Origin of the sequence: Lactococcus sp. EKM203L (genome assembly GCF_011800585.1) — a bacterium.
GTDB classification, from domain to species: domain Bacteria; phylum Bacillota; class Bacilli; order Lactobacillales; family Streptococcaceae; genus Lactococcus; species Lactococcus lactis.
In genome coordinates this window covers 1-25,557 of sequence record NZ_JAALEQ010000014.1, presented here as the reverse complement: position 1 = coordinate 25,557, position 25,557 = coordinate 1, and the positions used below count along the sequence as shown (strand labels likewise).

At 36.0% G+C, this 25,557-nt stretch carries 36 protein-coding genes, 1 tRNA gene and 1 pseudogene; all 38 read right to left on the bottom strand.

The features are described 5' to 3' along the window. Positions 1-1,503 (bottom strand): annotated as a pseudogene (locus HFD15_RS12970) (phage tail protein); the annotation flags it as partial. Positions 1,504-1,540: 37 nt separating this feature from the next. After that, entirely contained in the window at positions 1,541-1,714 is a 174-nt protein-coding gene (locus tag HFD15_RS12965) for a hypothetical protein (RefSeq protein WP_167593802.1), read from the bottom strand. Further along, positions 1,714-2,835: a hypothetical protein gene (locus HFD15_RS12960; RefSeq protein WP_167593801.1), complete on the bottom strand. Its 1,122-nt coding sequence runs from the start codon at positions 2,833-2,835 to the stop codon at positions 1,714-1,716. The genes HFD15_RS12965 and HFD15_RS12960 overlap by 1 nt, the downstream gene beginning before the upstream one ends. 15 nt (positions 2,836-2,850) lie before the next feature. Further along, entirely contained in the window at positions 2,851-4,638 is a 1,788-nt protein-coding gene (locus HFD15_RS12955; RefSeq protein WP_167595094.1) for a phage tail protein, read from the bottom strand. Further along, the gene (locus tag HFD15_RS12950) at positions 4,638-6,161 is read right to left on the bottom strand and encodes a distal tail protein Dit (RefSeq protein ID WP_238785371.1); all 1,524 of its coding nucleotides are present in this window, start codon (positions 6,159-6,161) and stop codon (positions 4,638-4,640) included. The genes HFD15_RS12955 and HFD15_RS12950 overlap by 1 nt, the downstream gene beginning before the upstream one ends. Continuing rightward, on the bottom strand, positions 6,158-10,240 hold the full coding sequence (locus HFD15_RS12945) for a phage tail tape measure protein (RefSeq protein WP_167593707.1): 4,083 nt from the start codon (positions 10,238-10,240) through the stop codon (positions 6,158-6,160). Before HFD15_RS12945 ends, HFD15_RS12950 begins: the two co-directional genes overlap by 4 nt. A 106-nt stretch (positions 10,241-10,346) precedes the next feature. Further along, on the bottom strand, positions 10,347-10,868 hold the full coding sequence (locus HFD15_RS12940; protein WP_167593706.1) for a hypothetical protein: 522 nt from the start codon (positions 10,866-10,868) through the stop codon (positions 10,347-10,349). Positions 10,869-10,939: 71 nt separating this feature from the next. Next, on the bottom strand, positions 10,940-11,152 hold the full coding sequence (locus HFD15_RS12935) for a hypothetical protein (RefSeq protein ID WP_039116089.1): 213 nt from the start codon (positions 11,150-11,152) through the stop codon (positions 10,940-10,942). Further along, positions 11,149-11,466, bottom strand: coding sequence for a phage tail assembly chaperone G (gpG, locus tag HFD15_RS12930; RefSeq protein ID WP_031560789.1), 318 nt, complete (start codon positions 11,464-11,466; stop codon positions 11,149-11,151). Before gpG ends, HFD15_RS12935 begins: the two co-directional genes overlap by 4 nt. Before the next feature lie 3 nt (positions 11,467-11,469). Beyond that, entirely contained in the window at positions 11,470-12,069 is a 600-nt protein-coding gene (locus HFD15_RS12925) for a major tail protein (RefSeq protein ID WP_039116091.1), read from the bottom strand. Between the two features lie 18 nt (positions 12,070-12,087). Beyond that, positions 12,088-12,477: a hypothetical protein gene (locus HFD15_RS12920; protein WP_023189090.1), complete on the bottom strand. Its 390-nt coding sequence runs from the start codon at positions 12,475-12,477 to the stop codon at positions 12,088-12,090. Next, complete coding sequence (locus HFD15_RS12915) at positions 12,474-12,878, bottom strand: HK97 gp10 family phage protein (protein WP_023189091.1); 405 nt, start codon at positions 12,876-12,878, stop codon at positions 12,474-12,476. The genes HFD15_RS12920 and HFD15_RS12915 overlap by 4 nt, the downstream gene beginning before the upstream one ends. Then, positions 12,871-13,203: a phage head-tail adapter protein gene (locus HFD15_RS12910; protein WP_167593705.1), complete on the bottom strand. Its 333-nt coding sequence runs from the start codon at positions 13,201-13,203 to the stop codon at positions 12,871-12,873. Before HFD15_RS12910 ends, HFD15_RS12915 begins: the two co-directional genes overlap by 8 nt. 50 nt (positions 13,204-13,253) lie before the next feature. Beyond that, positions 13,254-13,556: a hypothetical protein gene (locus HFD15_RS12905; protein ID WP_039116097.1), complete on the bottom strand. Its 303-nt coding sequence runs from the start codon at positions 13,554-13,556 to the stop codon at positions 13,254-13,256. Positions 13,557-13,568: 12 nt separating this feature from the next. Then, positions 13,569-13,724 (bottom strand): hypothetical protein, encoded by a 156-nt coding sequence (locus HFD15_RS12900; RefSeq protein WP_167593704.1) that lies wholly within the window; start codon positions 13,722-13,724, stop codon positions 13,569-13,571. Between the two features lie 10 nt (positions 13,725-13,734). Beyond that, complete coding sequence (locus HFD15_RS12895) at positions 13,735-14,880, bottom strand: phage major capsid protein (protein ID WP_167593703.1); 1,146 nt, start codon at positions 14,878-14,880, stop codon at positions 13,735-13,737. Beyond that, positions 14,880-15,698: a head maturation protease, ClpP-related gene (locus HFD15_RS12890; RefSeq protein WP_167593702.1), complete on the bottom strand. Its 819-nt coding sequence runs from the start codon at positions 15,696-15,698 to the stop codon at positions 14,880-14,882. The genes HFD15_RS12895 and HFD15_RS12890 overlap by 1 nt, the downstream gene beginning before the upstream one ends. Then, complete coding sequence (locus HFD15_RS12885; RefSeq protein WP_167593701.1) at positions 15,685-16,878, bottom strand: phage portal protein; 1,194 nt, start codon at positions 16,876-16,878, stop codon at positions 15,685-15,687. The genes HFD15_RS12890 and HFD15_RS12885 overlap by 14 nt, the downstream gene beginning before the upstream one ends. A gap of 746 nt (positions 16,879-17,624) precedes the next feature. Continuing rightward, positions 17,625-17,699: transfer RNA gene (locus tag HFD15_RS12880), tRNA-Lys, on the bottom strand. Positions 17,700-17,802: 103 nt separating this feature from the next. Continuing rightward, positions 17,803-19,542: a terminase large subunit domain-containing protein gene (locus HFD15_RS12875; RefSeq protein ID WP_181952284.1), complete on the bottom strand. Its 1,740-nt coding sequence runs from the start codon at positions 19,540-19,542 to the stop codon at positions 17,803-17,805. Beyond that, positions 19,539-20,132 carry a P27 family phage terminase small subunit gene (locus HFD15_RS14435; protein ID WP_238785370.1) on the bottom strand — a complete coding sequence of 198 codons (594 nt, stop codon included), beginning with the start codon at positions 20,130-20,132 and terminating at the stop codon, positions 19,539-19,541. Before HFD15_RS14435 ends, HFD15_RS12875 begins: the two co-directional genes overlap by 4 nt. Positions 20,133-20,273: 141 nt before the next feature. Further along, a complete protein-coding gene (locus HFD15_RS12865; protein WP_039115545.1) occupies positions 20,274-20,573 on the bottom strand; it encodes an HNH endonuclease in 300 nt (99 codons plus the stop codon). Positions 20,574-20,621: 48 nt separating this feature from the next. Continuing rightward, a complete protein-coding gene (locus HFD15_RS12860) occupies positions 20,622-20,813 on the bottom strand; it encodes a hypothetical protein (protein ID WP_031560813.1) in 192 nt (63 codons plus the stop codon). A 24-nt stretch (positions 20,814-20,837) separates the two neighbouring features. Continuing rightward, a complete protein-coding gene (locus HFD15_RS12855) occupies positions 20,838-21,137 on the bottom strand; it encodes a hypothetical protein (protein ID WP_047206014.1) in 300 nt (99 codons plus the stop codon). Between the two features lie 78 nt (positions 21,138-21,215). After that, the gene (locus HFD15_RS12850) at positions 21,216-21,530 is read right to left on the bottom strand and encodes a hypothetical protein (RefSeq protein WP_167593700.1); all 315 of its coding nucleotides are present in this window, start codon (positions 21,528-21,530) and stop codon (positions 21,216-21,218) included. 137 nt (positions 21,531-21,667) lie between these two features. Further along, positions 21,668-21,868 carry a hypothetical protein gene (locus HFD15_RS12845; RefSeq protein ID WP_167593699.1) on the bottom strand — a complete coding sequence of 67 codons (201 nt, stop codon included), beginning with the start codon at positions 21,866-21,868 and terminating at the stop codon, positions 21,668-21,670. Next, on the bottom strand, positions 21,865-22,161 hold the full coding sequence (locus HFD15_RS12840; protein WP_167593698.1) for a hypothetical protein: 297 nt from the start codon (positions 22,159-22,161) through the stop codon (positions 21,865-21,867). Before HFD15_RS12840 ends, HFD15_RS12845 begins: the two co-directional genes overlap by 4 nt. Before the next feature lie 4 nt (positions 22,162-22,165). Further along, complete coding sequence (locus HFD15_RS12835; protein WP_058208327.1) at positions 22,166-22,480, bottom strand: hypothetical protein; 315 nt, start codon at positions 22,478-22,480, stop codon at positions 22,166-22,168. Beyond that, positions 22,477-22,599 (bottom strand): hypothetical protein, encoded by a 123-nt coding sequence (locus tag HFD15_RS14555; RefSeq protein WP_255457195.1) that lies wholly within the window; start codon positions 22,597-22,599, stop codon positions 22,477-22,479. The genes HFD15_RS12835 and HFD15_RS14555 overlap by 4 nt, the downstream gene beginning before the upstream one ends. Positions 22,600-22,620: 21 nt before the next feature. Further along, a complete protein-coding gene (locus HFD15_RS12830; protein ID WP_167593697.1) occupies positions 22,621-22,779 on the bottom strand; it encodes a DUF1660 family phage protein in 159 nt (52 codons plus the stop codon). Continuing rightward, positions 22,776-23,255, bottom strand: a complete 480-nt coding sequence (locus HFD15_RS12825; RefSeq protein ID WP_167593696.1) for a hypothetical protein — start codon at positions 23,253-23,255, stop codon at positions 22,776-22,778. The genes HFD15_RS12830 and HFD15_RS12825 overlap by 4 nt, the downstream gene beginning before the upstream one ends. A 46-nt stretch (positions 23,256-23,301) precedes the next feature. After that, a complete protein-coding gene (locus HFD15_RS12820) occupies positions 23,302-23,547 on the bottom strand; it encodes a hypothetical protein (protein ID WP_167593695.1) in 246 nt (81 codons plus the stop codon). Then, complete coding sequence (locus HFD15_RS12815; protein ID WP_167593694.1) at positions 23,544-23,903, bottom strand: hypothetical protein; 360 nt, start codon at positions 23,901-23,903, stop codon at positions 23,544-23,546. Before HFD15_RS12815 ends, HFD15_RS12820 begins: the two co-directional genes overlap by 4 nt. Positions 23,904-23,914: 11 nt before the next feature. Next, entirely contained in the window at positions 23,915-24,115 is a 201-nt protein-coding gene (locus HFD15_RS12810; RefSeq protein ID WP_167593693.1) for a hypothetical protein, read from the bottom strand. Then, complete coding sequence (locus HFD15_RS14430) at positions 24,108-24,668, bottom strand: hypothetical protein (protein WP_167593692.1); 561 nt, start codon at positions 24,666-24,668, stop codon at positions 24,108-24,110. The genes HFD15_RS12810 and HFD15_RS14430 overlap by 8 nt, the downstream gene beginning before the upstream one ends. Before the next feature lie 2 nt (positions 24,669-24,670). Further along, on the bottom strand, positions 24,671-25,090 hold the full coding sequence (gene dut, locus HFD15_RS12800) for a dUTP diphosphatase (RefSeq protein WP_167593691.1): 420 nt from the start codon (positions 25,088-25,090) through the stop codon (positions 24,671-24,673). After that, positions 25,087-25,296: a DUF1642 domain-containing protein gene (locus tag HFD15_RS12795; protein ID WP_167593690.1), complete on the bottom strand. Its 210-nt coding sequence runs from the start codon at positions 25,294-25,296 to the stop codon at positions 25,087-25,089. Before HFD15_RS12795 ends, dut begins: the two co-directional genes overlap by 4 nt. Beyond that, positions 25,293-25,557: DUF1642 domain-containing protein (locus HFD15_RS12790; protein ID WP_167593689.1), on the bottom strand; the 265-nt coding region annotated here is incomplete at its 5' end. The genes HFD15_RS12795 and HFD15_RS12790, both read right to left, overlap by 4 nt.

Genomic DNA, 25,557 nt, shown 5'->3' with positions numbered 1-25,557 from the left:
AGTGAAGCTCCCCCAATTTCCTTGACCATTTAAGTGAATAACACCATTGATGATTTGATACATCAAAACAGCACTTGTAACATTATTAAGCGTAATAGGCGTCCAAGTTCTAACGTCATTTGTTTGAGAAATACTGTCGCCAACGATATTTCTAGCATGCACGTCAATACCATACGAAGCATAATAATATCCATTTGGATAAGTTAAATCAGATTGTTGGCTTTCAAAGCTTAAAGTTGCTCCAGTAAGTGACCAATTACTTAAAACATATACCCCTGGTGAATTTGTTTTTTGTAGTTTAGTGCTATGCCATATTCCATTTTCACCATTCATCTGTGTTTTAGAAACTTCATTACTATTATTATCATTAGTCGCAGTAATTTTAATATTTTCATCATTAATTTCTATTGTTCCACTATAGGTTCCGCCATCTGAACCGTTATAGTGAGAGTAGATGTTTTTAACATTACCAAGATTAGAATTAATAGCTGCCAAATTAATTACTGTTAAATCATTAATCGCAAGAGAATAGCTAAAACTTTTTGTTGTTGTAACCCCTCCTGCCGTTATTGAAAAGTTAAGTACTCCATTTGGCGTAATCATGGTATTATCAACAGAAATAGTAACAACTACTGACAGTGCATTTAAAGTACCAATAGAAACGGTCATACCTGTTGGTAATGTTGTCGTACAGGTCAATGCAGTGATATTAATTGCTGCCGTTCCTTGAAGCGCTGTAAATGTCGTGGTAGTACTTCCTGCCACTGCTTGCATGACTGATCCTGAGTCTGATACTTCAAGATTTGCAAGGAAGTTATACGATTTATTAGATAGATCGATATTTATCGCGCTTGTTCCTGGGTTACCGTTACTTCCAGCAGGGCCAGTTGGACCTTGTGGACCTTGTGGACCTGCTGCTCCATCATTTCCTCGTATCAAACTCCAAGTGTAGTCGGATGGATTAGTACTGTCAGCTTGCGTAAAGTCTGTGTACTGACCAATGTAGCTTGGCCAGTCAGCAGTTGTGACTTCGCTAGATGAAGGCATCCAAGGAGAATAATCGACAATATACATCATTACATTAGATATTTCTACTGTGACAGTTGTAGGGATATTATCTTGTCTAATATTCATAAAGGTTGAAGTGTCTGTTGTTACTGGTAGGTTATAAAATGTATTTTTAACATGTCCAGAAGTATTTGTTGGAGAAACAGTTACACTCGTTCCTTTGTAATAGGTTTGAGTTTGATAAACGAAAGTTCCTGATGGATTTGTTCCAGTAGCTTTCCAGTCAAACTCAAAAATTAAATCTTGGTATCTACTTAATTTTAAGTCACTTATTTTAAGACTTTTGTCAAGAGTGTATTTTTGTGTTCCGCCAGCGTTTGTTGTTCCGGTTCCTTTGAAAATATCATGAACTTTAGTTCCATTTAAAAGGTTAGGTTTCGGATAAACAGTCGTGAATCTATCGGTACCGTCTGCGCTGTAAGCATAGGCTGTATGAGTTATTGTCCCATCATTAACGTTACTTACGGTGAGGCTATTGCTTGCTACTATCGCCATCAGTCACCTCCGCCCAAATTTCAATAATTGGAGTGGAGATACCATAAGTCCGCCAGATTTGTTCAATCACATCACTTGCGCTTGTTGCTTCAAAGCTAACTTGTGTGATTTCTCCCCCAAGTTCAATATTGGCATAAAATGTACTTTTCATTATTGATTCACCTCGCATGTATATTGAGCTTTGACATTGATATCAGTCGCCGCAACACTAATTGTTTTACCAGTTTTATATTGATTGCCCGTACCGCCAAAATTAGCATTTAATACGCCGTTTTGGTCACGTTGAGACCATTTATAAGTATAGGTTGTTCCAGCTGTATCAATTTCAGCACCAGATTGAAACACTCGACAAGTAAGCGTTGTTGTACCAGAACCATTTTTAAAAATGCTACCTGCTGTACTATCAATTGTACAAGTTAATGGGTCTGTATAATCAAGAAGAGTACATATACCACTAACTGCCGTTCCTGCTGTACCGCCTGCTTGGTCAATGATTACCGCCTTATAACTTTGCGAGTTCGTAATAGCCGTTGGTAGAACTGTTAATATCCCTTGAGAAGTTGTATTTGTTCCCGCTGCTACATTGGGAGTTTGACCAGTTGTAGATGAAGTACATAAATGCCAGCCTAATCCAAGGTTTGAGTTATAACCAGTTGAACCAGTTGTAGTTACAGTACTATCTGCATAACCGAAGAATATTTGCTTGTTTCCTGCGGAGAGTTGCCCCCCTTTATACAAATCAGCGTTAACTGTTAAGCTTGCAGGCATAGAATTGTAGAATGCTCCACCATTTCCAGCATAAACATTCGCAAGAACAGCTGATTTAGCAAGTTGTACAACAGTTAAATCTAAAACAGCTAAGAACGGAACATTTAAACCTGTATTAGGGTCAACCCATAATCCAGAAGCAGTGAATCGTGATGCTGAGTTAGCAATTGGGACATTGACTTTTGTTGTCAATACACTATTTGCACTTCCGCTCATATATTGAGTATCAGTATTAGTAGTTGAAGTGATAGTTGTTGTTGCCGTTCCATCTGCTCGTGTCCAAGTAATGTTTCCTGAAATCCCACTAATAACAGAAGTTGTACTCCCTGCTTTAGTAAGGTTGAGCGTTAAAACTTGTGGAGTAGTCGCATAACTTGGTGACCATGTTTGAGCTGTTGCATCATAAGTTTGAGTAGTCACCCCACTCGCTGTGATGAAAGCATTGAGTTGCATCCCATCTGATAAATCTGTGATTGTGATTTGTCCACTTGAGACAATTGACATATTTTATTCCTCCTATTAATTAAGTGGCTCTGCAGTGCAATCAAATGTAGCTCTCTGCCAAACATCACTATTTGTGATTGTAATTGATTTCTGACTTGTTTGATGAGCAAGATTCCAAGCGGTGTCTACTGTTCCATCAGAGTTAGTTTTAGACCATATATAAGCAAATTTTGTTCCATCACTATCAATTTCTTTATTATTTTGATAAAGTATCGCAGTGAAAGTTGTATTAATGATATTATTTTTAAATTGATAGCCATTAGATGAATCAATAACTAGATTAATTGGGCTAGTTCCATCATCCACATTAGTGATAGTCACCGACTGACTTGCGACTACTTTGCCCGCAATTGTTGCTTTGAAACTATAAACTGCTTTATCCACAACTCCGCTGGCATCCACAGTGATTTCTTGAACGTTTGCGACAACCGTTCCATCCTTCGACCATTCATAGCTGTCTGCGATTGTTTCTTTGTCATCTGACCCAAAATAGATATGAGCGCCTAGTGTAGTCGTTCCCGTTCCATTTTTAAATTGCAAGCCATTGGTAGAAGTGATATCAGGACGGTAAGGAGTATTAGCATTGATAATTTCTTGCATTCTAGCAGTTAAATCATCAGACACTTCACTTTTAAGCTTGATATAATTCGAAAATGTAATTTTGTTACTTGTAGGGTTAGTGAAACTTATTTCTAATTCACTCACACGAGCCGACAAAAACAAACCAACATTTCCATCAGAATCAATGAAATTCTTATCTTGAATTCTGACCGTATCACCAATATGAAGAGGTATACCGTCTCCAGTACTTGAAACAGTCAAATCACTAGTTGCTGATACTTCATAAGTCACTAATGGATAAGCATACTGTTTCAACTGACTTAAAGCATAGCCCCACATTGCATTGACTGTAGTATATTCGGTTGCTACATTTTTATTGGTAAAGATATCACTGCTAGAAGATTGAAGTTGTGAAGGGAACATTTGAGCAGATAGTGGGGCTTTAGCGTAACTTTCACCAGCTCTTTTATAGAATTCTTCTTGCCCTTCTGAATTCGTAACTGACCAGGAAGAGTTTTTCCAACTTAACCCATCTTTCCCAGTGACATAAATTGAATTAAATATCTGAGACTTTTCAACTTTTCGATTAACCCCTGTGACATTTTCTCCAAAGGATAAAAGCACATCATTTCTGTTTTGACCAACTCCTTGAACATCGCCACCATCATTTTTCTTATAAATATTGAGTGTGATATTATCAAGCGTTCCATCTCTTTTTAATTTTGTGACAAACTCAAACTCGGCATCAAAGTTTTGAATGACTGAAATTAAACGAGCAAGTTTAGTATCTTCTGAATCATAATTAATGACCCTTGTATCATTTTCAACCTGATTAATGCCAAGTGAGATTTTAGCGAAATTGATTAGGCCTAGTTGGTCAAAGTACCATTGAATGTTATGACTGTCAGTATTTGTTAAAGCTTTAACTTCTTCATTTCGCATTTCAAGATTAAGAGTTAGACAATTGAAAGTAATTTTGTCATCATCTTCTTCGACAATAACAGAATCAAAAAGAAAGTCTTCTCCCTCATACTGAAAGCTGAAATAAGCTCGCTCATTTAGCAATTGAACATAATCTTGGACTACTCCATTTTTTATTTTATTGACCGTGAAATCAAAAGTTGATGTCCCCTGTGCTAAGTAGCGATGAAAATTATCATCTTTAAAATCAGGAGTTTCCGAGTCGTCATTACTGAGGAAACCCACTCGTTTCAATGTATGGTCATGAATTGAAATTAACATTATAAGATTCGCTCCTTCCACTCGATTTCAACTTTAGGCGGACTTGTCGTGAAGTTTGAATACACAATATCTAGTTTTTGACTTGTCCCTGGAGGAATTGAAAAGAACTCTGAACCCGTGATATAGTCTGAGTTCGCCCCTAAGTCATTGACAGTGATTTTTGATTTATCCATATCAACTTTTATTTCATCTTCTGGTTGGTACTTATTAGGAATATCGACAGTATATTCATTATTTAGGTTCATTATTTTAAATGATCTAAGACTTGTATCTGCTACCATTTGATAATACTGTCTTTTCCCCATCACAACATAAACATAAGCCAGTTTAGTCGATGCAGACCCATCTCCCATGGGATAAGTTTCTGCAACACCTCGCCAGTAAAAAGAAATCTGGTTTCCTTGTTTGACAATAGCTTGTCCGCCATGACTTGCAGCAAAAAGTGGAGCGCCATTTTTATCTGGTTTTCCAGTTGTCGCTGAAAATGTATGGTTTTTGAAATGTTTTAATTTTTTATCTCCACCAATCAGCCAAAAGTTCAAACTTGCATTTTCACCAACACCTCCTTTATAGATTTCAAAGCAAGCAAGAGGCTGTTTGTTTTCATCCGCAAAATGAATTTGAAATCGGCCGCACTGTTCAAGATTTTTCTGAATATAGAGCGTATTGAAATTTGCATGCCAATCTTTAACATAATTACCCAAATCATCTTTAGGTACTTCATATCTTAAAACTCCTGCGTTCCAAAGCGAAGATTGCGCCATTGCTCCAATTCGAATCCCATCATCTTTCCAAGCAATGGTACTATTCAAAGGCATTCCCTCAAGATTTGTTGGCCATGAAGTCGTCCAGCTTGTATCTGGAACAAAGTTAGTTTCAAAGTCTGACTTAGTTTTAAAATCACAGACTATCTTTTGACTTTTAGCCGTGGTTGTATCTGCTTCATCTGGATTACCTATTTCAAGAACACTCTGACCAACAAAGGCTAAATAACCTGTTTCAGATGTTGGAGTGACTTTAATTGTGGGATAGATTGGTAATGTCCCGTTATTATTAATCAATACCGAAACTGAGTTATCAGCATTATTTATGATAGTTCCATTTTCTCCGCCTGAGTTATCATTATTCAATACTTTAGTATCGACTGATTCTGCGTAACCGCTTGGAACTAAGAACGTGAGAGTGCCTGTAGTCTGCTCGAAAGACTGCTCACCATCAGGTACAACATACCAAACTTTATTTGGCTCATCATTAAAAATTAAGGGTACTGGGGTTTTAACATTAATATATTTCGCAAGAAGTTCTTTGTTGGCATTGATTTCATCAAAAAATGTGCCATTAATTTCATAATCAAATGAAATTGTTTTACCACCTAAAGCATTATAAAGAAACTCTACACCTTGAAGTCTAGGACTAGTAGTATTACTCCAATTTGAACCGATATTTCGTTTTATATTTGTGACGGAGTAAAACAATTTCGATATGTCGATTCCATCCAGCGTTATTTTCATTATTTTATTCACGGATTATGACCTCCTATCAGAGTGCTTATGAGAGATTCCTTTTCTTGATTTTCAGAAATTAATTTTGTTAGTGTTTTAGCAGCATCCTTTTTATCAAAAACAGAAACTGATGGACGATTTGCTAAAGATTGGATTGCTTTAATAACATCATTATTAGTACCACTGTTTAGAATAGCTTTTAAAATAGCACTCAACAATCCGGTATTGTCAACAACTGGAGCACTAACGACTAACTGCTGTTGAACTGCTCTCATATCTCTAAATATTTTCGCATTAGCTGGAATTCCTCCAGTGCCATCGGCATATTTAGGGATAAGTTGTGCTGTTTTGCTAGCTTTCAAAATTTTCGTTCCTTTAGGCAGTGGCATTGTCACATCTCGACCTTCTGGAATAAAACTTACTCCGTTAGGAAGGCTGATTAATTCCTTATAAGTTGGACCTTTTTGGTCATTAACCATAGCAAGCCCTCCAGGATGATAAGGTGTACCTTGGGCATTTTTAGTTGTGCTTGCAACAATTTGAACAGTTTTAGCAGCCGGTAAATTCAGAAAAGAGTTAAGAGTATCAATGGCTGGTTGAGAATTAGCAAGTAAATTAGCAGTTTTGCCTCTGAAATTATTTTCTATCCATGCATTAGCTGAATTAACGCCTTCCGATGTCTGATTACTTGCTAATAATTTTTTGGTGTTAGTTGGCAAATTATTCCATTGCAGAATTGCATTAGTAGCTCCTTCTTTTTTGGACAATACATCAAAGTTATTAGCTAGCATTTTCTTAACATTCTCAGGCATGGCATCCCATGCTTTTAATGCGCTAGCAGCTGCTCCTTTTTTGTTTTGGAAATCAGTATCATTACCAAGAAGCTTTTTAACATTTTCTGGCATAGAGTTCCACGTATTCAATGCTTGAGCTGCGTTTCCTTTTTTACTCAAAAAGTCGGTATCATCACCTAATAATTTTTTAGTTTGAGCAGGAAGTGTATTCCAACCAGTTAAAGCTTGTTGGGCAGTTTCTTTATTTTGTAAGAAATCTTTATTATCACCAAGAATTTTCTTAACAGAATCTGGCATTTCATTCCAAATTTTCATGTTTTGTCTACTATCAGCAATAGCAAGCAATCCTTGTTGATTATTGACAACCAAATTCTTTTGTTCAGGAGAAAGCTGGTCCCATTGCCCACTAGCAATTAAAGCTTCTGCGACTGTAAATCTGGCATTCGTTGTTAAATTAGCGTTCTTCAAGATGAACTGCATATTATCCCAACCTTCTTTAGATTTAACAACTTCTGCTATTGCTTCAGGAGCATTTGTTTTAATTTCCCCGGTTTTGGGGTCAAAGATAATACTATTCCATGCATCATTTGCTTTTTTTGCATCATCCGACATCCCAGTAGTATATTTAGCCAAGAGTTTGCCATTATCGCCTAACTTCTTGCTTGCATCACCAGCTTTAGCCAAAGCCTCATCGAATGATTCACCATATAACCCCATTTCTGCTTCAGCATTTTCACGCCACTCTTTGTAACCAGCTTCACCTAATTTAAGGTTTCCTCTGATTACATCCTCAGCTTTAGCAACAGCTACTCCGTATCGCTCTAATTTTTCTTTTCTCTCCTGTTCTGCCGCGGCCATTCTTTCGTTGTAAGTTTGCTTTGTAATAATTTGATCATCCAACAGAGTCTTCAAATCCGAAGCTTGTTGATCATACTCTTTATTTGCCTGTTCTCTCATTCCCCTCATGTCATTAACGACCTGTTGTGCTTGAGATTTAGACATATTATTGAATTCTCCGTTTAGAGCCTTCATCAGTGTATTTTTTTTATCTCCTGTTATTTTAAGAGCATCAGCTTCTGATTCAAAAATCACTTTCATGTTAGAGCTAACTCGCGCTTGCTCATCAACTGTTAAGGCACGATTTCTTACATCTCTTTTATTGGCATTAATATAAACTTGAGAAATGTCACTCGCTGCAGCTTGAACAGTATTTTTTGCTTTCTCACCACGAGACTTCATTTCCTCGATTTGTTCATCTGTATAACCTTGGCGTTTCATTGCTGCTTCAACTTCTTTGGTTGCCTTATCAATATCACCTTTTGTTCCTTCTGAAAGTGAATTGATAGCATCTTTAACTTTTTGGGCTGAATTCTGGCTTCCGGTACCGAACTCTTCCATTGCTACCTTGGCTTTGTCAATTCGTCCTCTAAAATCATCTATTTTATCAACAGTTTCTTTTGGAACTTCAACTTGACCAAAGAACTTAACTCTATCTTTTGCTTCATCTACAGCTTTGCTTACGCCGATAATTAGTCCCGCTAGACCAGCTACACCTAAAGCACCTACAGCCACTGGGCTTAATCCAGCCAGTATTGGAGAGATTCCAGCTAAGGAAGCGGATAGGCCACCACCTCCAGCTAGCGCAGCAGTTGCCCCGCCTGCTTCTGTGGCAATTCCTCTAAGTGCGAGTTCGCCAGCTCCTTTTGCTCCAAGCTTAGCCAGACCACCAGTCACTCCCGAAAGAATGCTTGTTAATCCACTTAAAGCTTTCGCTGTTGGAGCAACTGCAGCAGCCGCAATTGCCATTTTAATGATGAATTGTTGAGTTTCTGGGCTTAATTTTGAAAATGAGCCTGCTAGATTATCTATTTCTTTAACAACTGGAATGATTGAAGGTAAGAGTTTTTGACCTAAATCAATTGATAAAACTTCCAAAGTCGCTTTAGCTTTATTAAAAGTATTCTTATCAGAATTGTTCATTTGGTCTGCGAGCTTTTTAGTATAACCAGTCGCATTTTGTGTTTCTTTGGTTAAGTTGCGTAATGCATCTCCGCCTTGGTTAATCAGCACGTTCATACCTGTTTGAGCTTCTACACCAAAAGCTTTAGCAACTAATGAACTTTTTTCAGCATCTGTCATACCTTCGGTATGCTTTTTGATGGTATCGAGCATATCAGGTAAACCGATATTTCCTTTTTTCCACTCATCGATATTAATGCCAAGTTCTTCAAAAGCTGCCGAAGATTGTTTAGTAGGTTTTAACAATCGAGATAGAGCGCCACGAAGTGATGTACCAGCTTTTTCTCCTTCGATACCATTATTTGAAAGCAATCCTACTGCAGCAGCGGTTTGTTCAACATTCATACCTAAAGAATGAGCAACGGGTCCAACATATTCCATTGCTATTCCCATGTCTTCAAATCCTGCAGAGGTTTTATTAGCTACAAATGTCAAGCTATCCGTTACTCGTTGGGTATTTTTCATCATGGATGCTGTATCTTCAGTCTTTAAACCAAACTGTTCTAGAATAGCAGTTGATGCAGACATTACTGTTCCGAAATCTTCCCCTGAGGCTCTTGAGGCATCTAATACCGCAGGCATAGCCCCAACGGTTTGATTAAAATCATAACCGCGTTTAATCATTTCTTCCATACCATCATTGATAGATGAGGTATCGATACCGTATTGTCTAGCCCATTGTTTAGATTTATCTGATAAAGTATCCATTTGCTTAGAAAGAACACTTGCTGGTGTTCCATCTGATAACAAAGCTTGGATTTCAGTCATCTTACCATTGAAATTAGTTGCTGCTTGAATTCCTTTCGCAAATGTTGCAGTTATAGCAATTGAAGCAGGCATAGCTTTTGAAGCAATTGAATTTAAACCTGAGCTTACTTTTCCTAGTCCTGAAGACATTTTAGGTAAGATAGAGGTTTGTTTATATTGCTCAATCGCCGCATTTTTTAATTGAGCCTGGTATTGCATTAATTGTGCATTTGCACGAGAAATATCAGTCGCATATTTTTGAGTGCTAGAGCTTGCTTTTCCGTCAATTAGTGAACCATTGTAAGATTTTTTTAGTAAATCTAATTGCCTTTTTTGCGCCTCAATAGATTTTGTTAGAACTTCCATTGGGCTTTTAACTCCGTCAACACCTTTCCCAAATGTTGAAAATGATGTTTGAGAAGTTTTTAAATCATTTTTTAATGCTGCTAATTGCTTATTAACTCCAGTAACACCCTTTGCGAAGCTGGAATCATCAAAGCCCATTTCAATTATCATTTTCCCTAAAGGTGTATCTGCCATGGCTTTCTCCTTGAACTTTTATCGTTAATTCAAGGATAAACAAAAAACGCCCTTAAAAAGTAGCGTTTTTTGTATTAGTATAAATACTTAATTTACAAATTTATTGTCAATAATCTATATCATGAGATTCTGTGATTTTGTCCATATCATTTGTTTGAACTCTCACTGTAATCGTTGAACCTTTCGCAGCATAGTATCCTTGCCCTTCTTTCACATCATACCCATACTTTATTTTGTCTTCTGAACTTTCAAAACCATATTTCTTTTTTTGATAATGCTGTATTACGTTTTTATTATCAACCAAAGGATCAACTATACACTTTCCTACTAATTTATTGTTGCTTACGGGACCATCATATATATATTTTACACCAAATCCAGCTTTCTCAAGCTTTTTCGTAGCAATTGGTTCATCTATCTTCCATGCTTGATTTGAAGCAATAGGTATTTTAACCATATTTGATGGTATATACTTCAACCCATTAAATGGATTCCTATGGTTAACGGTAGTCATTATAAGTAAGTACATACAAAATAAGAATAGTCCCATACCAGCAAATAGAACTATCAAAAGTTTTTTTGTAAAAAGAATTTTAATATTAACTTCTTTGCCATTTGATTTTTCCATATCATACTCCAGTTTTTTTTATTTAATTATATCTCTTTTTTAAATAAAAAAACAGCTCATAAGAGCTATTTTTATTTTAATGACTGTCCAAACTCCCAGAGTGATAACACTTTTTCTTGTTTAGGCTCATCGACGCTACCATCATTTGATATAATTTTTGCACCAACCACAGAAACAACTGTAGAAAAATCATTACTAAGGATATCTGCTAAAGTATATGAACCAGTCGATACTAGCGTTTTTACAAAGTCTAGAAATTCAGAACGAGCTTCTGAGACTGTCATTGTTCCTTTTTTTCGTCACCCGTAACTTCTTTTGAACCAGTAATCGTTTCAAAAACATCTTTAATGAAATTTTGCAATTCCCAAGCAGGTACACTTGCCAAAATTGATTTTTCTGTTACCTTTGAACTATCGAATAAACCAGCGATGAAATTAATCCGTTTTTTATAAACGTCTGAAATAGACATCTTATCAACGTTTTTTTCAATTTCAACTGCCATATCCCAATAATCAAGAAGCTTTTGACCGCTAACATGTTCTTGAGTAACAGTAAACTCACCGTCTTTATCACGAAGAGTAATTGATAGCTTAGTCATTTATTACTCACCTCCTGCAGGTGCTGCTACCATTAAAGCATCAGCTTCAATTTCTGCAATGCCAGCTGCATCAGTAGAAGCTCCAGTCCCTACAAAGGTAGAGTAGTACAATCCGTTGTCATCAGAACCAATAGCAAAGCTAATAGCTTCTGATGGAAGTTCACTTTGTTTACCTTGTACTGTATTAAACTCAAGACCATCAGAAGAGAACATTCCGTCTACAAATGCCATTAAATATGGATGACCTTGAGGCGTTACATCTTCCAATAGAATCGAGCAGTATGGAGAAGTACGGTCTGCAGTAGCTTTATATACGCCATTAGTAGAGGCTACGATTCCAAGTACTGCGTTTTTAACTTTTTCAGGGAAGTCCATGATGTCAAAGTCAACCTTACCATCACCTACCCCTTTTCCAGAAATAGCATACACTTTATTTGAAGAGTAAGATTTTACAGCATCAACTGCTAATCCTGAGACTTTAGCGGAAACCATCCCACCATTATCTTTTTTTCCTTCAATTACAAATTTATTTGTATTAAGAACGGGATCGCTTCCGTCTTTAATACGAATTGTTAAACGTTTAAAACCAATAGGTACTGACATTATTTATTCTCCTTATTTTCAATAATTTTCGTAAAGATTGCTATTGCCTTCATAAAACCGAGCATCAACATATCTTTTTGTATCGCTAAAATATTCATCTAGTCCGCCATTCATCTGGAAGAATCCTTTTGTTTTTAGAATATTTTCAACTGTATTCTGTAATTTTTTTACTGTTAATCGGTCAATTGCCTCTATGCTAACCTGATAAACAAAATGTTTAGCTAGTGAATCATTGCTACTCATAGCTGTTTGTTCTGGTGGACCAGTCGGAGTAATTGTTATACTTGTTGAGCTTTCAGATAAATTTTCATATCTTGAATAACTTTTAAGCCCACCTGTTCTTTGAATTGCTAGAATATCAGAGTCATTAGCTAAAGCTTGCATAAGTTCGCTTAGCATATCATTCATTTTAGCAACTCCTTCAAATTAGCTTGCGCTGTCTTAACAAATTTTTGTCCTTGAGCATTTGAAAATCTTTGTAAAGCACCAAAACTTTTATAACGATATGATTTACCATTTCTGACAAAACCATTATTTTCAAGATGGACAAGTCTCCAATGCTTACCGTTGTTACCTATCTTTATGACGGGGAATCCTGATGTTCTAGAAACATTTCCTCGAACAACACCAGCTACTGTATCACCAGAATTTGCAAATTGAGAAAGGGTACTCTTTAAATCAACTACAGCTTCATCCGCAGCTGCTTTAAGTGCATCACTTTCTATCTTCTTCACACGAGTTTCACTGAACTTTTCTCTCAATTTTGCTTCAATCTCTTCAAATCCTTTGATTGTCATTGAACTACTCATTAAGATTTGTACCTCCAAGTATTATTTTTAAGAAAGTACGATCATGAAAATCTGGCTGAATATCGATGATATTCCATACTTTATTTGCATATCTCGAATCATCAATAATCACTTTGTCATCGTTTTTAGGCTGATAACCAGTCATTGGGTCTCGAATTTTAAGCGTCGCACCATTCTTAACGTTTTGATTCCCTAATATCATTAAATCTTTATTACTAGGGGAATAAACATCTGCGTAGGTTTTAAAAAGAACAATAGGATCACCGCCTCTCCCGTCAAATGACGTATCAAGTCCTACTCCTTGAAATGTAACTTGCGTTCGCATTGTTCCGTTATTGGTACGATTAGATGACTTAAGTATTTTCTGAGATTTAATCATGTTATTACCTCATCAACAGAAGATTGATTAGCCAAAAATACATCACGGATATTTTGCTTATAATTCTCCTTAAATTCATCTAAAGCATCATTATAAGTATAACGTGAACGCTCAAAAATTAATTCCTTAACTTCTGGATCACTTGCATCAGGCACTCCAACTAATCTAAGAATTGAGGTGTAAGAGGCTATGAGCATATCTGTTAAGTTAGCAAGTTCGTCAGAATCGTTAGTACTGATTCTCATTCTTTGTTTGAATGAATTAAGGTTATCATTAGCCCAAGTTTCTGCAGTACTCATATTTAACTCCTATTATTTATCTTCTTTTTCCTCCACTTTTTCAACAAAACCAGGGAGCTTTTTTTCAAGCTCCTTGAATCTTGCTACGGAAGCCTCAAAAACTTCATCAACTTCACGTCTAACATTTTCCTTTAAATCATCAAAGACAGCTTTTACTTTTAATTTCATTGACTACTCCTTACCCAGCAGGTACGGCCGCAATTGTAACAAGCGCTGAAGCATTATTATCTTTTGGTTTGCCCCAATAGAATGATTTGGTAGTATAAAGTTGAAGGTCTTCAAGAGCAAACGTTTGGTCAAATTCTTGCATTGTCATTTTTCCACGATAAGCATTATATCGATTTGCAACAAATACAATTCCTTTACCAGCAGGTACGGCCATTGATTGGACTACAGAGATATTGAAAGGTAAGATATCAACCCATACTCCATTAGCATTCAAATATAAGAACATCGCAGTGAAATTATAATAATCTTGAGGATTAACCAAAATTTTTGCTTGTCCAGCAATATTGAGAGGAATGCCTTTTTCGCTGAATGACAACTTTTTCATGATAGGTGCTAGAATTTTAGCAGCTTGTTTGGAAACATCTTGAGAATTTTCTAAAGCAGCAAGCGGTGAAAGGTCGGCTGATACTGTTTTATCTCCATATGTAGTAGTTCCATTTACAACTGTAGCATCTTTGATTAAACCAACAGGTTTGTTATTCCCATCTCCAAGTACTAAAGCTGTTTCGAGAGCAACTGCAATTGATTCTGATAATTGTAAGACAATAAATGTTTTCAACCAATCATAACTATAGTCAAGAGCATCTTTAGGGATAACAGTAAACGCAGTAAGTTTATTTTGAGAAAAATCATGTTCCCCGAAGTTTTGGTTCAACTGACCTTGGATATCACCAGTGAATGTCCCCCATACTGCTAATCCACCATCATAGATTCCATCGGAAGTAATTGCTTTTGTACGAAGTCCCATATCTTGGAAATTTATAACATCAAGTAAAGGATGGGCATAAGTCAATTCGTCAAAAACTTGATTGATAATTTCAAGAGGTAAGGTTTTTTCTACATTTCCAACACCAGAAGTAATATCGTTAAAGAATTTTGTTTCTTCTGCTGACATTACTTCAGCAGAACGAGATGACATCAATGAATTGATTTTTTCGTTTGTTTGATCAGCAAGTTTTTCAACAATTTCAGTGCCCATAACTTCCATAGACTGAGCAAATAATTTTTGTTGTTCTTTTTCATCGGCTCCGTTAGCAACTGCATCTGTATATTTTCCTACAGCTGCTTCGTAATTAGGTAATTTTGTGTAGTCCATTATTTAATTCCTCCTAGGAAAAGTGGTTTAAATTTTTGATTTTTAAGTGGCTTGTCTGCCGAGTTATTAGATTTTTTAGCTACTGGTTCTTCATTTGGTTCTTCACTTTCAAAAGAAATAAGTTGATCTAAACGATCTGTTATTCCTTGATATTGTTCTGAATCCAACTTGAATTCTTGCGAATTATTAGTTTCATTTTTAATTTGAGCCTTCATAAAGTTTTTGAGCTTGGCAATTTTATCGCTGGAGAAAGCCTGGTCCATTGATGCCATCATTTGAAGGGGTGTTTTTACTTCTTCGAATGATTTTTCATCTGCAATTCCTGCCTCTACTGCCTGATCTGCAGAATAATAAGTTTCTTCATCCATTGCTGCTTGCGCTTCTTCCAATGTACATCCCATTCTTTTAGCGTACATTTTAGCAATGCTAGAACTAATTTCTTTCAATACATCAGATTGTTTAGCCATATCGCGATAATCTCCTTGATTAACTGACCAAACATTATGAATAACAATAGTCGCTGCCGGAGATACTGCAATGTGTTCAGCGGCCAACATAATGACACTAGCAATAGATGCGCAAAGCCCTGTTACCTCTGCAGTAATTTTTCCTTGGTAGTTCATCAATAAAGTATAGATTGAACTTCCTGTACGTACCGAACCCCCGCCTGAATCAATTGATAGTTTGATATCTTCACCGTTCGCTTCATCTAAAAATTCTTCAACTGACTTAGCGTTAATATTTTCTATTTCTAGAAGATCATAAAACCAAGAGTCATCTGAGTCAATAACAGGTCCATGTAAATTAAGAGTTTTCACTAGGTACTCCTTCCTTTTGATAATTTTTTGTCATAATAAATCTATCTCCATCAGGAATTGGAGGTAAATTAGAAGCCTCACGAACTTCATTTACTTTAACCACACCGCTTGAACCAACTTTATCAATTGCATCAGCCCTATCAAGGATGTTAATTGTTTTAAATCCAGTCATTTGTAGGGTATTACCAACTGAATATCCTGATTTTTTAATTAAAATACTTGCAAATCCTTCTGATAATTTGTTTCCTAATGGAATCACTGCGGATTCAATTGCTAAATCCAAGTTTTCAGAATTATTAGCAGTTTCTCCAAGCACTAGTGCCGGAGGAATTCCAATCAACCCTGCTACTTCTCCAATAAACACTTTTTTTAAAGACCAAAAGTCAGTAATCTGATTTTGTAGTGTTGCGGACTTGCTAGAAGAAATTTCATCATATGAAGACTTTGCTTTATCGTCTGCAGGAATGAAGACAATAGGATCATTCATCATTTTTTCGTATAAGGTTGTCGCATATTGTTGCTGTAATTTTATTCTTTCATTATCATCAATCTTACTAGTAACAGGAATACTAATTTTTGCTCTAACTTGCCCTACACGGAGCTGATTAGCAATTAAGATTCCGAATAATTTCCCGTAATCATCCCATAGACTATCAACATATTTTTTTATCCCAATATTGTCATTATCTAAGTGAAAACAATCCACTCCTTGAATAAAGGTTCTATTAAAATATTTTTGAGCGTATGGTCCAGAATTAGGAGCATTAGAAACTTTGCTATTGGAGAAGTTAACTGTCACTCCCGTGTATGTGTTCCCGTCAAGCGAATAGTTTGTTACAAAATTATCAGCAATATAGAACTGATCACCATCCTGTATAACTAATAACTCACCATTTAACAGATTTTTTATCATTGAAATTTTGAATTCACTAGCTGTTTGATTGGGATTCGGTCTCATATTTAAAGCATAATCAAATTTAGAATCTGTAATCGAGCTTTCATTTTTAAATACAAATTTACCTTTAGAAACAGTTCTTGCTAAGTAAGAAACACAAGATTCTAAAGCAGCATTCTTAATACCAAGCGTGACTTGTGCATTAAACAAGGCATCATATCCGGTTAAATCTGTTGCACTTAACTTATCTTTTACAGATGACCAAATGTCTGAAAATAGTCCCACATTTTCTCCTTTCCGTACTTTTAATTCAAGTTTAATGGAAAAGTAGAGCGAAAAAGTAGCGTTTTTATAAATAAAAAGGCTGCCCAGTGGACAACCTGTAATAAAATAGCCAGCGTAAACTGACTAATAAATAATTTAAATATTTTTCCATGCACCGGTATTAAGCAATGCAATCGAAATCGCCCGCAAACTCGCAAGCCCCAGAGAGTCATTAGCTCTCAATTCAGGATAACGGGATTGAACCGTTCTATTCTAGCTTATGAAACTAGCGTGACGCCTTGCCACCCATCCTGTTTAATGTACTCGCTCTTGCAAAAGCTGAGTACAAATGACTATTATTTCTTTTTGTGCTTGCACCCTGCACCGGGTTGAATTAGGGGATGAATAGCCACATACCTAAAACATTTGCGCCATATAATGGCAATAGCAAGATAGAGTCACGAACTCTATAACTTCTAATAGCGAAGTCGTTTCTATTCCTTGCTTACCCACTAAGCTGTTAGTATACCGCTGTTTTACTCACTAACTACTCGACCCTTTTGTCTTAATAGACAGTAGCCACTTAGCTATAAACGTTTAATAGCAAGTCAGGGAGTCGAACCCTGACAATTCCATACTAAGTCGTAAGGTGCGACCTTACTAACGAACCTTAGCCATATCCTCGCTACAACAGGCGTTCAATAATTCTACTAATTAAAGAACTTTTACGGATTCAAACCGATGGGCTACTGTCATAACCAACTTTATGTGACTGAGTGAGATTCGAACTCACGCCTCTGCATTAAAAGTGCAGTGTCTTAACCCCTTGACCATGCATCCACTAACAGCAGAAGTATATCCAACCGAACGAATTACATTTTGTTTGCTTTCGCTGATAACTTCATAAGTAAATTATCTAATATTTTTACTCTTAAAAAGTATCGTTTAACCCATAAACCAACCCAAATTATCATAAAAATCTGTAGAATCTACTTCATTTAATAAATCAGCCTTGAACATTGCTGCTTCAAAAGCTTTAAATCCATCTGTTTTTCGTCTGACATCTTCTTTTTTTATATATTCCACATTTCCATCTTTTTTCAAATGTCGAAGTACGTTATTTGTGTACCACCGCATCATATCATTATCACCGAAATTAATTTTTTGATTAGCAAAACTGTCCTCAATTACCGTTGATAATTGCGCATCAATAGCCCTAAAGTTGCGAATGACTTCCACGCGATAACCGAGCGGTTCTTCAAATTTCCCATTCCAAGAGACCTCAAACCCTGCTTCTTCAAATTTAGGTTGTAAATACTCCCTCATTTTATAGCCATCTCCACAAATAGTTTGGAATTCATAGCCTTCTTCATCACGCATACGAACAAACCAATCTACAACGTGCTGTGCATCCATTGACGGTTCATCTAATACTGTGAGCAATCCCTCATCTTCCCATTGTCTAATCGGAGCAAATCGTCGCTTACCATTAACATTTTCATTTGGTTTTGAATAGCTATATATTCTATCGACAAATTCTTTACGAACAAATGAATGAGATTTGAAAACATAATCCCCATCAACCTTAAATAATGCACCAACTGCGATAAAGTCACGAGTAGAGGCAAAGTCAAATCCTCCAACCGCAGGTAGATTTCTTAATTCTGGAAATTCTTTTTTAGTTGCTTTTAATTCTTCATAGGTTGCCACGCTTCTTTCAATGTCAGTCACTGGGAAATTTTGGCGCTTAGTCATGAATTCATCTCGTCCGCTAGGATTTAATTCTAAGTCCTCATATTCCTCAAGAACTGTTTCAAAAAGTCCTTGCGCATACTCTGTCATTGGAAGTGAAAACATAGGACTCGATAATTCCCAAAGGGTAGGGTCATCAACCTGTTCTGCCTTATCCAATTTGCAAATAAATGGAAACATAGCATTCCATTTCGCTTCGCCTTTAAGGACTTTTAGTGCCATATCTTTCATCTGGTCAATGAATCCATCACGCACATAACCATCAGTTCCTATATAAAATTCACGTGGATTAGGTCGTTTACCTAGTCCAGAAATATGTACTTTTACATCTTTATTGCTTTCATATTGGTGGATTTCATCAAAGATAACCGCCCCATCTCTAAGTCCATCCTTAGTATTTCCATTTGAAGTTCTGAATTTAAAGAGCGATTTTGTCTGTAAGTTCTTGATTTCAGATTTACGCGGCTTACCAAATAATTCTTCTAATTCTTCATGGTTCTCAATTGTATCGTGAACTTCATCAAAACTTGTTTTAGCTTGGTCCTCACTGTTGGCCACGATTGAAATATTATAGTTAGCGATTCCATGCATAGGGGTTGTTAGATAACTTCCTATTGCAGAAAGTAATCCATTTTTACCATTCCCTCTGGCAATCATAATTAATATTTTTCGATAGACATTCCGATGGTTTTCTGAAAAATATAAGAAAACAAAACCGATAATGAATTTTTGGAAATCTTCCAATTCAAAGAAATATTTCTCTGTATATCCAATACAATTCTCGATTTGTTCAACGTCAAAAAATACCTCGCCTGATTCGAGACGAGGCACTACCTCACGTTTAATATAATCAACAAGTAATTTTCGTTCATAGTTGAATTTGACCATTCCCGCATAATAACCGTCAATGTAATTTTGAACGTAATCGATCACTTCGTAAATTTACTCCAATCTTTTTCGCTACTATTTTTAGGTTTTGATGTTCGTTTTTCTTCAAAAAATTCATCTAACTTAATTAAGGCAGCATTTACTTTTACTTTTTCTGCAATTGCAGGGTGTGGTTTTTTTATCTCATTTTCACCAGAAGAAACCAGAATCATTACTCCTGCCTTATCAATTGCTTTGCTTAAATTTTCAAAATTAGAAACTAAGCTGCAGTATCGGTACACTTTTTCTAATTCAGATGGCGAATTTTTATCAACAAGAGAGAGCAATTCTTGAAAAAGTGAGTCATTAGTTTTTTCGTTTTCAGTTTTGTCTTTTTTTTCAGTACTGTTTTCAGATATTTCATTCATGATTGACAAATAATAATTTATATCAGTGATTATTTCTTGTAAATCAACTTGCAAAACTTCAGCGATATCTATCCACATTTTTTTATTTTTAGGATTCCTCTTTCCCCTAGAGTATAAAGAAAGCTGGCTGTTATTTATTTTTATTTCTTTTGTTTCAAGCAACTTTTTCAAATCTGAAAAACTCAATTTTTTATCATCTAAGACTTTCTTCAATTTGTTATTTACCATTTTCAGCTCCCTTCTTAAAAAATAGCTTTATTTTTGGTTAAAAGACCCCAACCGGTCTGTGGTAAATTTGGAAATAGACCCAATTATTTTAGACCCGGGGGTATATTTTAATTATTTTTCTGTAATTTCCGAACAATAAAATCAGAATTCAAAAGTTTCATCATCAAACTGCTTGTATCTGTGTCTATCATGCCTCTTGTTGTGGCAGTCGTGGCACAAGGTACGCAGGTTACTCGGCTCTAGTGCAAGCTCTGGATGATACTCAAGTTCCTTAATATGATCTATCTCTAGTGTCGCAGTCTTAGCCGTTGTCACTCTGCCTTCTGCTTTGCACCATTGACATTCATTGTTATCACGCTTGAGTATCTGTTCTCTCATACGTCTCCAAGCTCCTGAGCAATAGAACCTGTGTCTTGCCTTTGGTGTACTCACATCTATCATGATTCAATCGTAAAACAAAAACGCTACGAAAAAGTAGCGTTCTTTATATTAATAATCTTCTGCCAACCATTCCATAACTTTTGTATAAACTGTCGATTTTGTTTTATAATTTCCTTCTTCAACTTTGCGTAAAGTTTTCTCGCCAATACCAATAAGTTTATGAGCTTCTGATTTTGTCAGTCTTAAGTCGGCCCTCTTTCTCCGGACTGCTTTTGCTTGCGCTTCTGTTATCGTTAACATTATGTGGTTATCCTTTCTGTTATATTATTCATGAAACATCTTAAGTAAATGACCACCGTCATATTTCTCAGCAAACTGTTGCGTTGCTTTATTATTTCTAGCAATGACTGCAGTCTTTGAGTAATACATATTCATAGTGATTTTAATGATACCCCAGCGATCGATATAATAATGTTTGAATATCTTACGATCGTCTTCGTCTTTAATATTGTCTAATGCTTCATTGATAAGCTGAGATTGATTGGCATTCTTCTTATTGCGAATGATAATTCTTAAGGTCATTCGAACATCATGCCATTGTGCTTTCGTCAATTCTTTTGTCATATTCTAACTCCTGTTATGTTATAATAGTATTAGAATAAATCAGTTTGTAAAGCCCATTGCCGTGGGCTTTTTTTGTTATCACTTATCAGTACCATAAACAACAACTTTAATATGTTTTTCACCCAATCCATAAAAAAGCTTAGCAATATCGAATTTAGAAAGCATCAGTTCATCAATAAATAATTTATTTAAACCTCTACTTCGCATTTCAATTGAGATGTTTCTAATATCAGAAGTAGAAGAAATAACTCTGTCTTGTAGGTACTTCGGGAATAAACGATATTTGATTGTAAAATTCGGTACTAAACATAAAGCTTGTTTATCTTGTTTCATCAGCTCAATAACTTTAGTAGTTTTTCCACTACCTCTATCTTGGTTATTAATTTCTAACATCTTTCTCCTCCAGTTGAGTTTAGCGAGTTCCTAGCTCAGTATGATGTGATATAATATAATTGACCAAATAATACAAAAAATAATATAATAATTAAATAAATTAAGTTTTGCGCTCGAACCTGGTCAGTTCGGGTTTTTTAGATAAACAATCCAATAACAGCAAGTATAAATAACTCAGTTAAAGCACATGCAATTATTGCTAATGTTGCTCCATAAAGAATGTCAGTAGCACCGTCATCTGTAATTTGTTTTTTATAAGCAATAGCAACTCCAATTGAACCAGATACAAAAAACGATATGATTACAATTGAAAAAATTTTAATTAGTGTATCTATCATATCCACCTTTTTTCTCCCGTTTCTAAATTTGTTGACGTCAACTTTCCCATATCTCCTCCGCCTGTTTCTGATAAAAGCATTGTATTTTTATTACTTCTTTCTTGTATTGCCCATAAGTTTTTCCGATAATTAATGCTGTCCCTCACATTCAAAGCCTTAATCATTGAGATGGGCTTTTTCTTGTGCTTGAAACGTGGTATATTAACATATCCATCATGAGAAACATAAGAATCAATTTTCGTTCCATCTCCGCCGTAAACACTTGTTATCTCTGCTTTTCTCCGTCTTGTCATTTACTTACCTCAAATTCTTAAATCTGTCAGTGACTCTTTTTTGCTGTTCATCAAATTCTTTGTCGAGCTGCCCCATTTTTGATTTGTGCTCAGCAAGCTCTTCATCAATTTTTTGAAGTTCTTTGTCCATTTGGTTGTTCAATCTTACCCAAGTTATTGAGAAAATTACGGTACCCATAATCACAGCGATTAGCGCTCTAAGGGCAAAGTATTTAATTCCCATAAGTATTGCCACAATCAGCGTTGGCATAGATATAACAAGCGATAAAATGCTCGTAGCCATGATGATAAATAAAACTAATTTTGATGCATCTTTCATTCCACAACCTCCTCGATATAGGCAACTTTGAAAGCACAATTGCTATCAGTGCGCCAACCTGCGTTGCTTTCTATGTCTTGAATTAAATCTGCTAAACTATTGGCATAAGCAACACACATTGCAGCCTTATCATCTCCACCTCAATCCATATGTTTATCAAGCCATTTTTCGTGACTACCGCTAGACTCGTCAAGTTCTGAGCGGTTGATTTCAGCGCCACACCTTTTACAGATTAATTCGTTCGGTATTGTGGAGAAGTAACCCCACTTATGCCCGAACAGCTTACACAAAAGTTTCATTGGTTGTCCTCCAATCTGACATAGCGTGACATAGATTTCATCATACTTTCCAACATATGGGATTTTTCATGAAGAGCCACATTTTTTCTTTTGGGTTTTCTTACAACCTCAAGACCACCTTTTCTAATTGTTGGTATAATCACACCAACTCCAGAAAATAAATATGTTCGTAAAAGCTCATTATTTTCCTCAGTCAGTTTGTCCCAAAGCTCTCTAGGCATAACAAAGTAGTTGAAATCTCCTGAGAATGTTTTTTTAGCACTGCTCATAAAATCAGGTTTTGAAACTTTTATCTCATAACATCTAAAAGTATTCCCTTGATTCTCATAAGATACAAAATCAACTCGTTCGCTTGTTCCTTTAGACCAAGGGTCACGTTTACCAAATGTAACCTCAAAGCAAGAGTATTCTCCCAATTTATGCCCATGACTTTTAAACAAAAGCTCCTCAAGTTCAAGTGTTTCTTTTGTTTTCATTCAATCCCTCCCCACCAGTCAATGACCAGCGATATTAGTTTGTCGGTCATTCTGATACCTCGCTTTTCGCAACATCAAGAAATTCAATCTGACTAATTCTTACTTCTTGCATTTTTCCATTGATTTCTACAATAGCGATAGGATAAGCGACGGTTCCTGCTTTAAAACCACCAGCTATTAATGAATCTCCATGAGTATGCGAATGCTGAAATAATCCCATAAAAGTTCCCTGAATCTGCTTTTTATTACTAAAAGTTACTAAGCAGGGTCTTGTTTCTAATTCAATTTTCATCCCTCCACCACTTTCACTAAATCAACTCCGAAGGCTTTGCCTGCGAGGTAGGCGCATATAATATGATAATTATCTCCTGTTATAACGAATTTCATTAATTCATCTGACAGAACTAAATAATTAACTCCAAGCACGAACGTCTCAATCATTGATTCTCTCTTAAGCGGATTCAGTTCTTCATCCAATAAATCCGCAATGCTTTTCGGAATCGTGAGCTGGGGTTTATTATTAAAATATTTAATAACATCTCCATCAGCATACAGTTGTTGATACTCTGTAGTTCCAAGCTTCGATTTATATGCTAATCCGTATGCAATAGGACTTACGACTTTTTTAAATTCCTCTAATTCACTCATTTTCACTCCCTTTATTTCCAAGTGTATTCAAATCGTTCAGTTTTGATGGTATTTCCGTCCAAATCTAAGACGTTTCGGAAAAGTCTAGCGGAATATCCCCACTTCCACTTCATTGCATAAAACTTCAAAGCATTGTTGAAATCATCAAAATCAGTAGTGCTTATCAATTCTCCGTCATCATACTCATCAACAAAATATTTGTTTTTACTCATCATCCCCTCCAATCGCTGCGAGTGCATCATGAGCTATTTCAACCGCAATTTCTCCTGCTCCACCATCATCAAATTTTGTTGGAATAACTGCTATTTCTGTCAGTGCCTTTTTCGCAGTGTTAAGCTGTTCTTGGAGTTTTTGATTTTTCAGTTCTGCCTGTAAAGTTTTCATACTAAAATCTTTAAGCTCTTCTACTCGAATTTCTTGTAGTTTTTTAACCTTATCCATTAATTCAAGATATTTACTGTCATATTCAAAATCAGACAAAAATGTATCAAAACTAAACGCTGTACAATAATCAACATCAGTAGTTTCAGGATGTCCATTATTGGTAACCCAAACTACAATTTCATTAGTATGCCAATGCGGCCCGCAATCAATAACGTTATAAAAGTCACCTCGTGTATATTCTGTTGAGCTTTCTCCGACATATCTAAATGACATGATTTGATAAGGTAACCCTAACTCCACTCGTAATAACTTTCCATTCGTTACTATTTTTTGGTCTTGGCAATATAAAGTCAAAACCTTGTCATGTTCGGTTTTAATCATTCTCACACCTCCCCAGTGCTACCAAAACCGCCTGTACGCTCTCCGTTTGCATTGTCATCGTCTGTTGTAAGGTATTTGACAAATACCCCTTGCATAATTCGTTGACCTTTAGCAATCGTTACAGGCTCTTTTGAGATATTCATAAACAAGCCTTTGAATTCATTAGGATAATAATCTGAATCGATAATTCCTACTGAATTAATCAATGCAATGCCACGCTTAACTGGATTGCTTGAGCGGTCATATAATTTCAGCACTTCGTCACGTCCGAGTTGAACAGCTAGACCTGTACTTACCATTTTTATTTCATCAGGTTGAATCGTAACTGTTTCACTTGCTGAAATGTCATACCCTGCGCTATGTTCTGTCGCTCGTTCTGGAATAGTCGCATTTCCATCTAGTTTTTTAAATCCTCTTGTCATTCTCCGTCCTCCACAGGCACAGCAAACTGCCAGTAACGCTCATCAATTGACTTGATTTCTTGTTCTGTGAAATGCTGTTGCCAATACCCTTCGTTGTTTTCTTTCTGTTCTATAAAACATTCATGATAATTGGCTACTCCTCCAAAAAGTAAAAATCTGCCATCATCATTATTTAAAAATTCAACTTCATATTTTTGTTCGCTCATTCCGTCACCTCAATTTTTTCATAGCTCCCAGTTTGCATGCTGTCGATTTCTTGCTTGGTGAATTTACAATCAATAGTAGATGGTTTTTCCCCTTTTTCAACTCTCAAATGATTTAGTGGACCATCAGAATGTTTAATTGTAAACCAATCGTAGTGTTTATCTGTTTTACAAAAATCAATGTGCTTCAAATAGAACAGCTGCGGTTTTTCGACTGTATAGCCGTCAAGCCATGCACGCATATAATCTTCTTGGTGTTCAGAA

Bases quoted from the DNA above. Each gene is read 5' to 3' on its own strand.
- HFD15_RS12965 (WP_167593802.1), bottom strand. From the start codon at position 1,714: ATGAAAAGTACATTTTATGCCAATATTGAACTTGGGGGAGAAATCACA.
- HFD15_RS12960 (WP_167593801.1), bottom strand. From the start codon at position 2,835: ATGTCAATTGTCTCAAGTGGACAAATCACAATCACAGATTTATCAGAT.
- HFD15_RS12955 (WP_167595094.1), bottom strand. From the start codon at position 4,638: ATGTTAATTTCAATTCATGACCATACATTGAAACGAGTGGGTTTCCTC.
- HFD15_RS12945 (WP_167593707.1), bottom strand. From the start codon at position 10,240: ATGGCAGATACACCTTTAGGGAAAATGATAATTGAAATGGGCTTTGAT.
- HFD15_RS12940 (WP_167593706.1), bottom strand. From the start codon at position 10,868: ATGGAAAAATCAAATGGCAAAGAAGTTAATATTAAAATTCTTTTTACA.
- HFD15_RS12935 (WP_039116089.1), bottom strand. From the start codon at position 11,152: ATGACAGTCTCAGAAGCTCGTTCTGAATTTCTAGACTTTGTAAAAACG.
- gpG (WP_031560789.1), bottom strand. From the start codon at position 11,466: ATGACTAAGCTATCAATTACTCTTCGTGATAAAGACGGTGAGTTTACT.
- HFD15_RS12925 (WP_039116091.1), bottom strand. From the start codon at position 12,069: ATGTCAGTACCTATTGGTTTTAAACGTTTAACAATTCGTATTAAAGAC.
- HFD15_RS12920 (WP_023189090.1), bottom strand. From the start codon at position 12,477: ATGAATGATATGCTAAGCGAACTTATGCAAGCTTTAGCTAATGACTCT.
- HFD15_RS12915 (WP_023189091.1), bottom strand. From the start codon at position 12,878: ATGAGTAGTTCAATGACAATCAAAGGATTTGAAGAGATTGAAGCAAAA.
- HFD15_RS12910 (WP_167593705.1), bottom strand. From the start codon at position 13,203: ATGCGAACGCAAGTTACATTTCAAGGAGTAGGACTTGATACGTCATTT.
- HFD15_RS12905 (WP_039116097.1), bottom strand. From the start codon at position 13,556: ATGAGTACTGCAGAAACTTGGGCTAATGATAACCTTAATTCATTCAAA.
- HFD15_RS12900 (WP_167593704.1), bottom strand. From the start codon at position 13,724: ATGAAATTAAAAGTAAAAGCTGTCTTTGATGATTTAAAGGAAAATGTT.
- HFD15_RS12895 (WP_167593703.1), bottom strand. From the start codon at position 14,880: ATGGACTACACAAAATTACCTAATTACGAAGCAGCTGTAGGAAAATAT.
- HFD15_RS14435 (WP_238785370.1), bottom strand. From the start codon at position 20,132: ATGGTAAATAACAAATTGAAGAAAGTCTTAGATGATAAAAAATTGAGT.
- HFD15_RS12865 (WP_039115545.1), bottom strand. From the start codon at position 20,573: ATGATAGATGTGAGTACACCAAAGGCAAGACACAGGTTCTATTGCTCA.
- HFD15_RS12860 (WP_031560813.1), bottom strand. From the start codon at position 20,813: ATGTTAACGATAACAGAAGCGCAAGCAAAAGCAGTCCGGAGAAAGAGG.
- HFD15_RS12855 (WP_047206014.1), bottom strand. From the start codon at position 21,137: ATGACAAAAGAATTGACGAAAGCACAATGGCATGATGTTCGAATGACC.
- HFD15_RS12850 (WP_167593700.1), bottom strand. From the start codon at position 21,530: ATGTTAGAAATTAATAACCAAGATAGAGGTAGTGGAAAAACTACTAAA.
- HFD15_RS12845 (WP_167593699.1), bottom strand. From the start codon at position 21,868: ATGATAGATACACTAATTAAAATTTTTTCAATTGTAATCATATCGTTT.
- HFD15_RS12840 (WP_167593698.1), bottom strand. From the start codon at position 22,161: ATGACAAGACGGAGAAAAGCAGAGATAACAAGTGTTTACGGCGGAGAT.
- HFD15_RS12835 (WP_058208327.1), bottom strand. From the start codon at position 22,480: ATGAAAGATGCATCAAAATTAGTTTTATTTATCATCATGGCTACGAGC.
- HFD15_RS14555 (WP_255457195.1), bottom strand. From the start codon at position 22,599: ATGTGTGTTGCTTATGCCAATAGTTTAGCAGATTTAATTCAAGACATA.
- HFD15_RS12830 (WP_167593697.1), bottom strand. From the start codon at position 22,779: ATGAAACTTTTGTGTAAGCTGTTCGGGCATAAGTGGGGTTACTTCTCC.
- HFD15_RS12825 (WP_167593696.1), bottom strand. From the start codon at position 23,255: ATGAAAACAAAAGAAACACTTGAACTTGAGGAGCTTTTGTTTAAAAGT.
- HFD15_RS12820 (WP_167593695.1), bottom strand. From the start codon at position 23,547: ATGAAAATTGAATTAGAAACAAGACCCTGCTTAGTAACTTTTAGTAAT.
- HFD15_RS12815 (WP_167593694.1), bottom strand. From the start codon at position 23,903: ATGAGTGAATTAGAGGAATTTAAAAAAGTCGTAAGTCCTATTGCATAC.
- HFD15_RS12810 (WP_167593693.1), bottom strand. From the start codon at position 24,115: ATGAGTAAAAACAAATATTTTGTTGATGAGTATGATGACGGAGAATTG.
- HFD15_RS14430 (WP_167593692.1), bottom strand. From the start codon at position 24,668: ATGATTAAAACCGAACATGACAAGGTTTTGACTTTATATTGCCAAGAC.
- dut (WP_167593691.1), bottom strand. From the start codon at position 25,090: ATGACAAGAGGATTTAAAAAACTAGATGGAAATGCGACTATTCCAGAA.
- HFD15_RS12795 (WP_167593690.1), bottom strand. From the start codon at position 25,296: ATGAGCGAACAAAAATATGAAGTTGAATTTTTAAATAATGATGATGGC.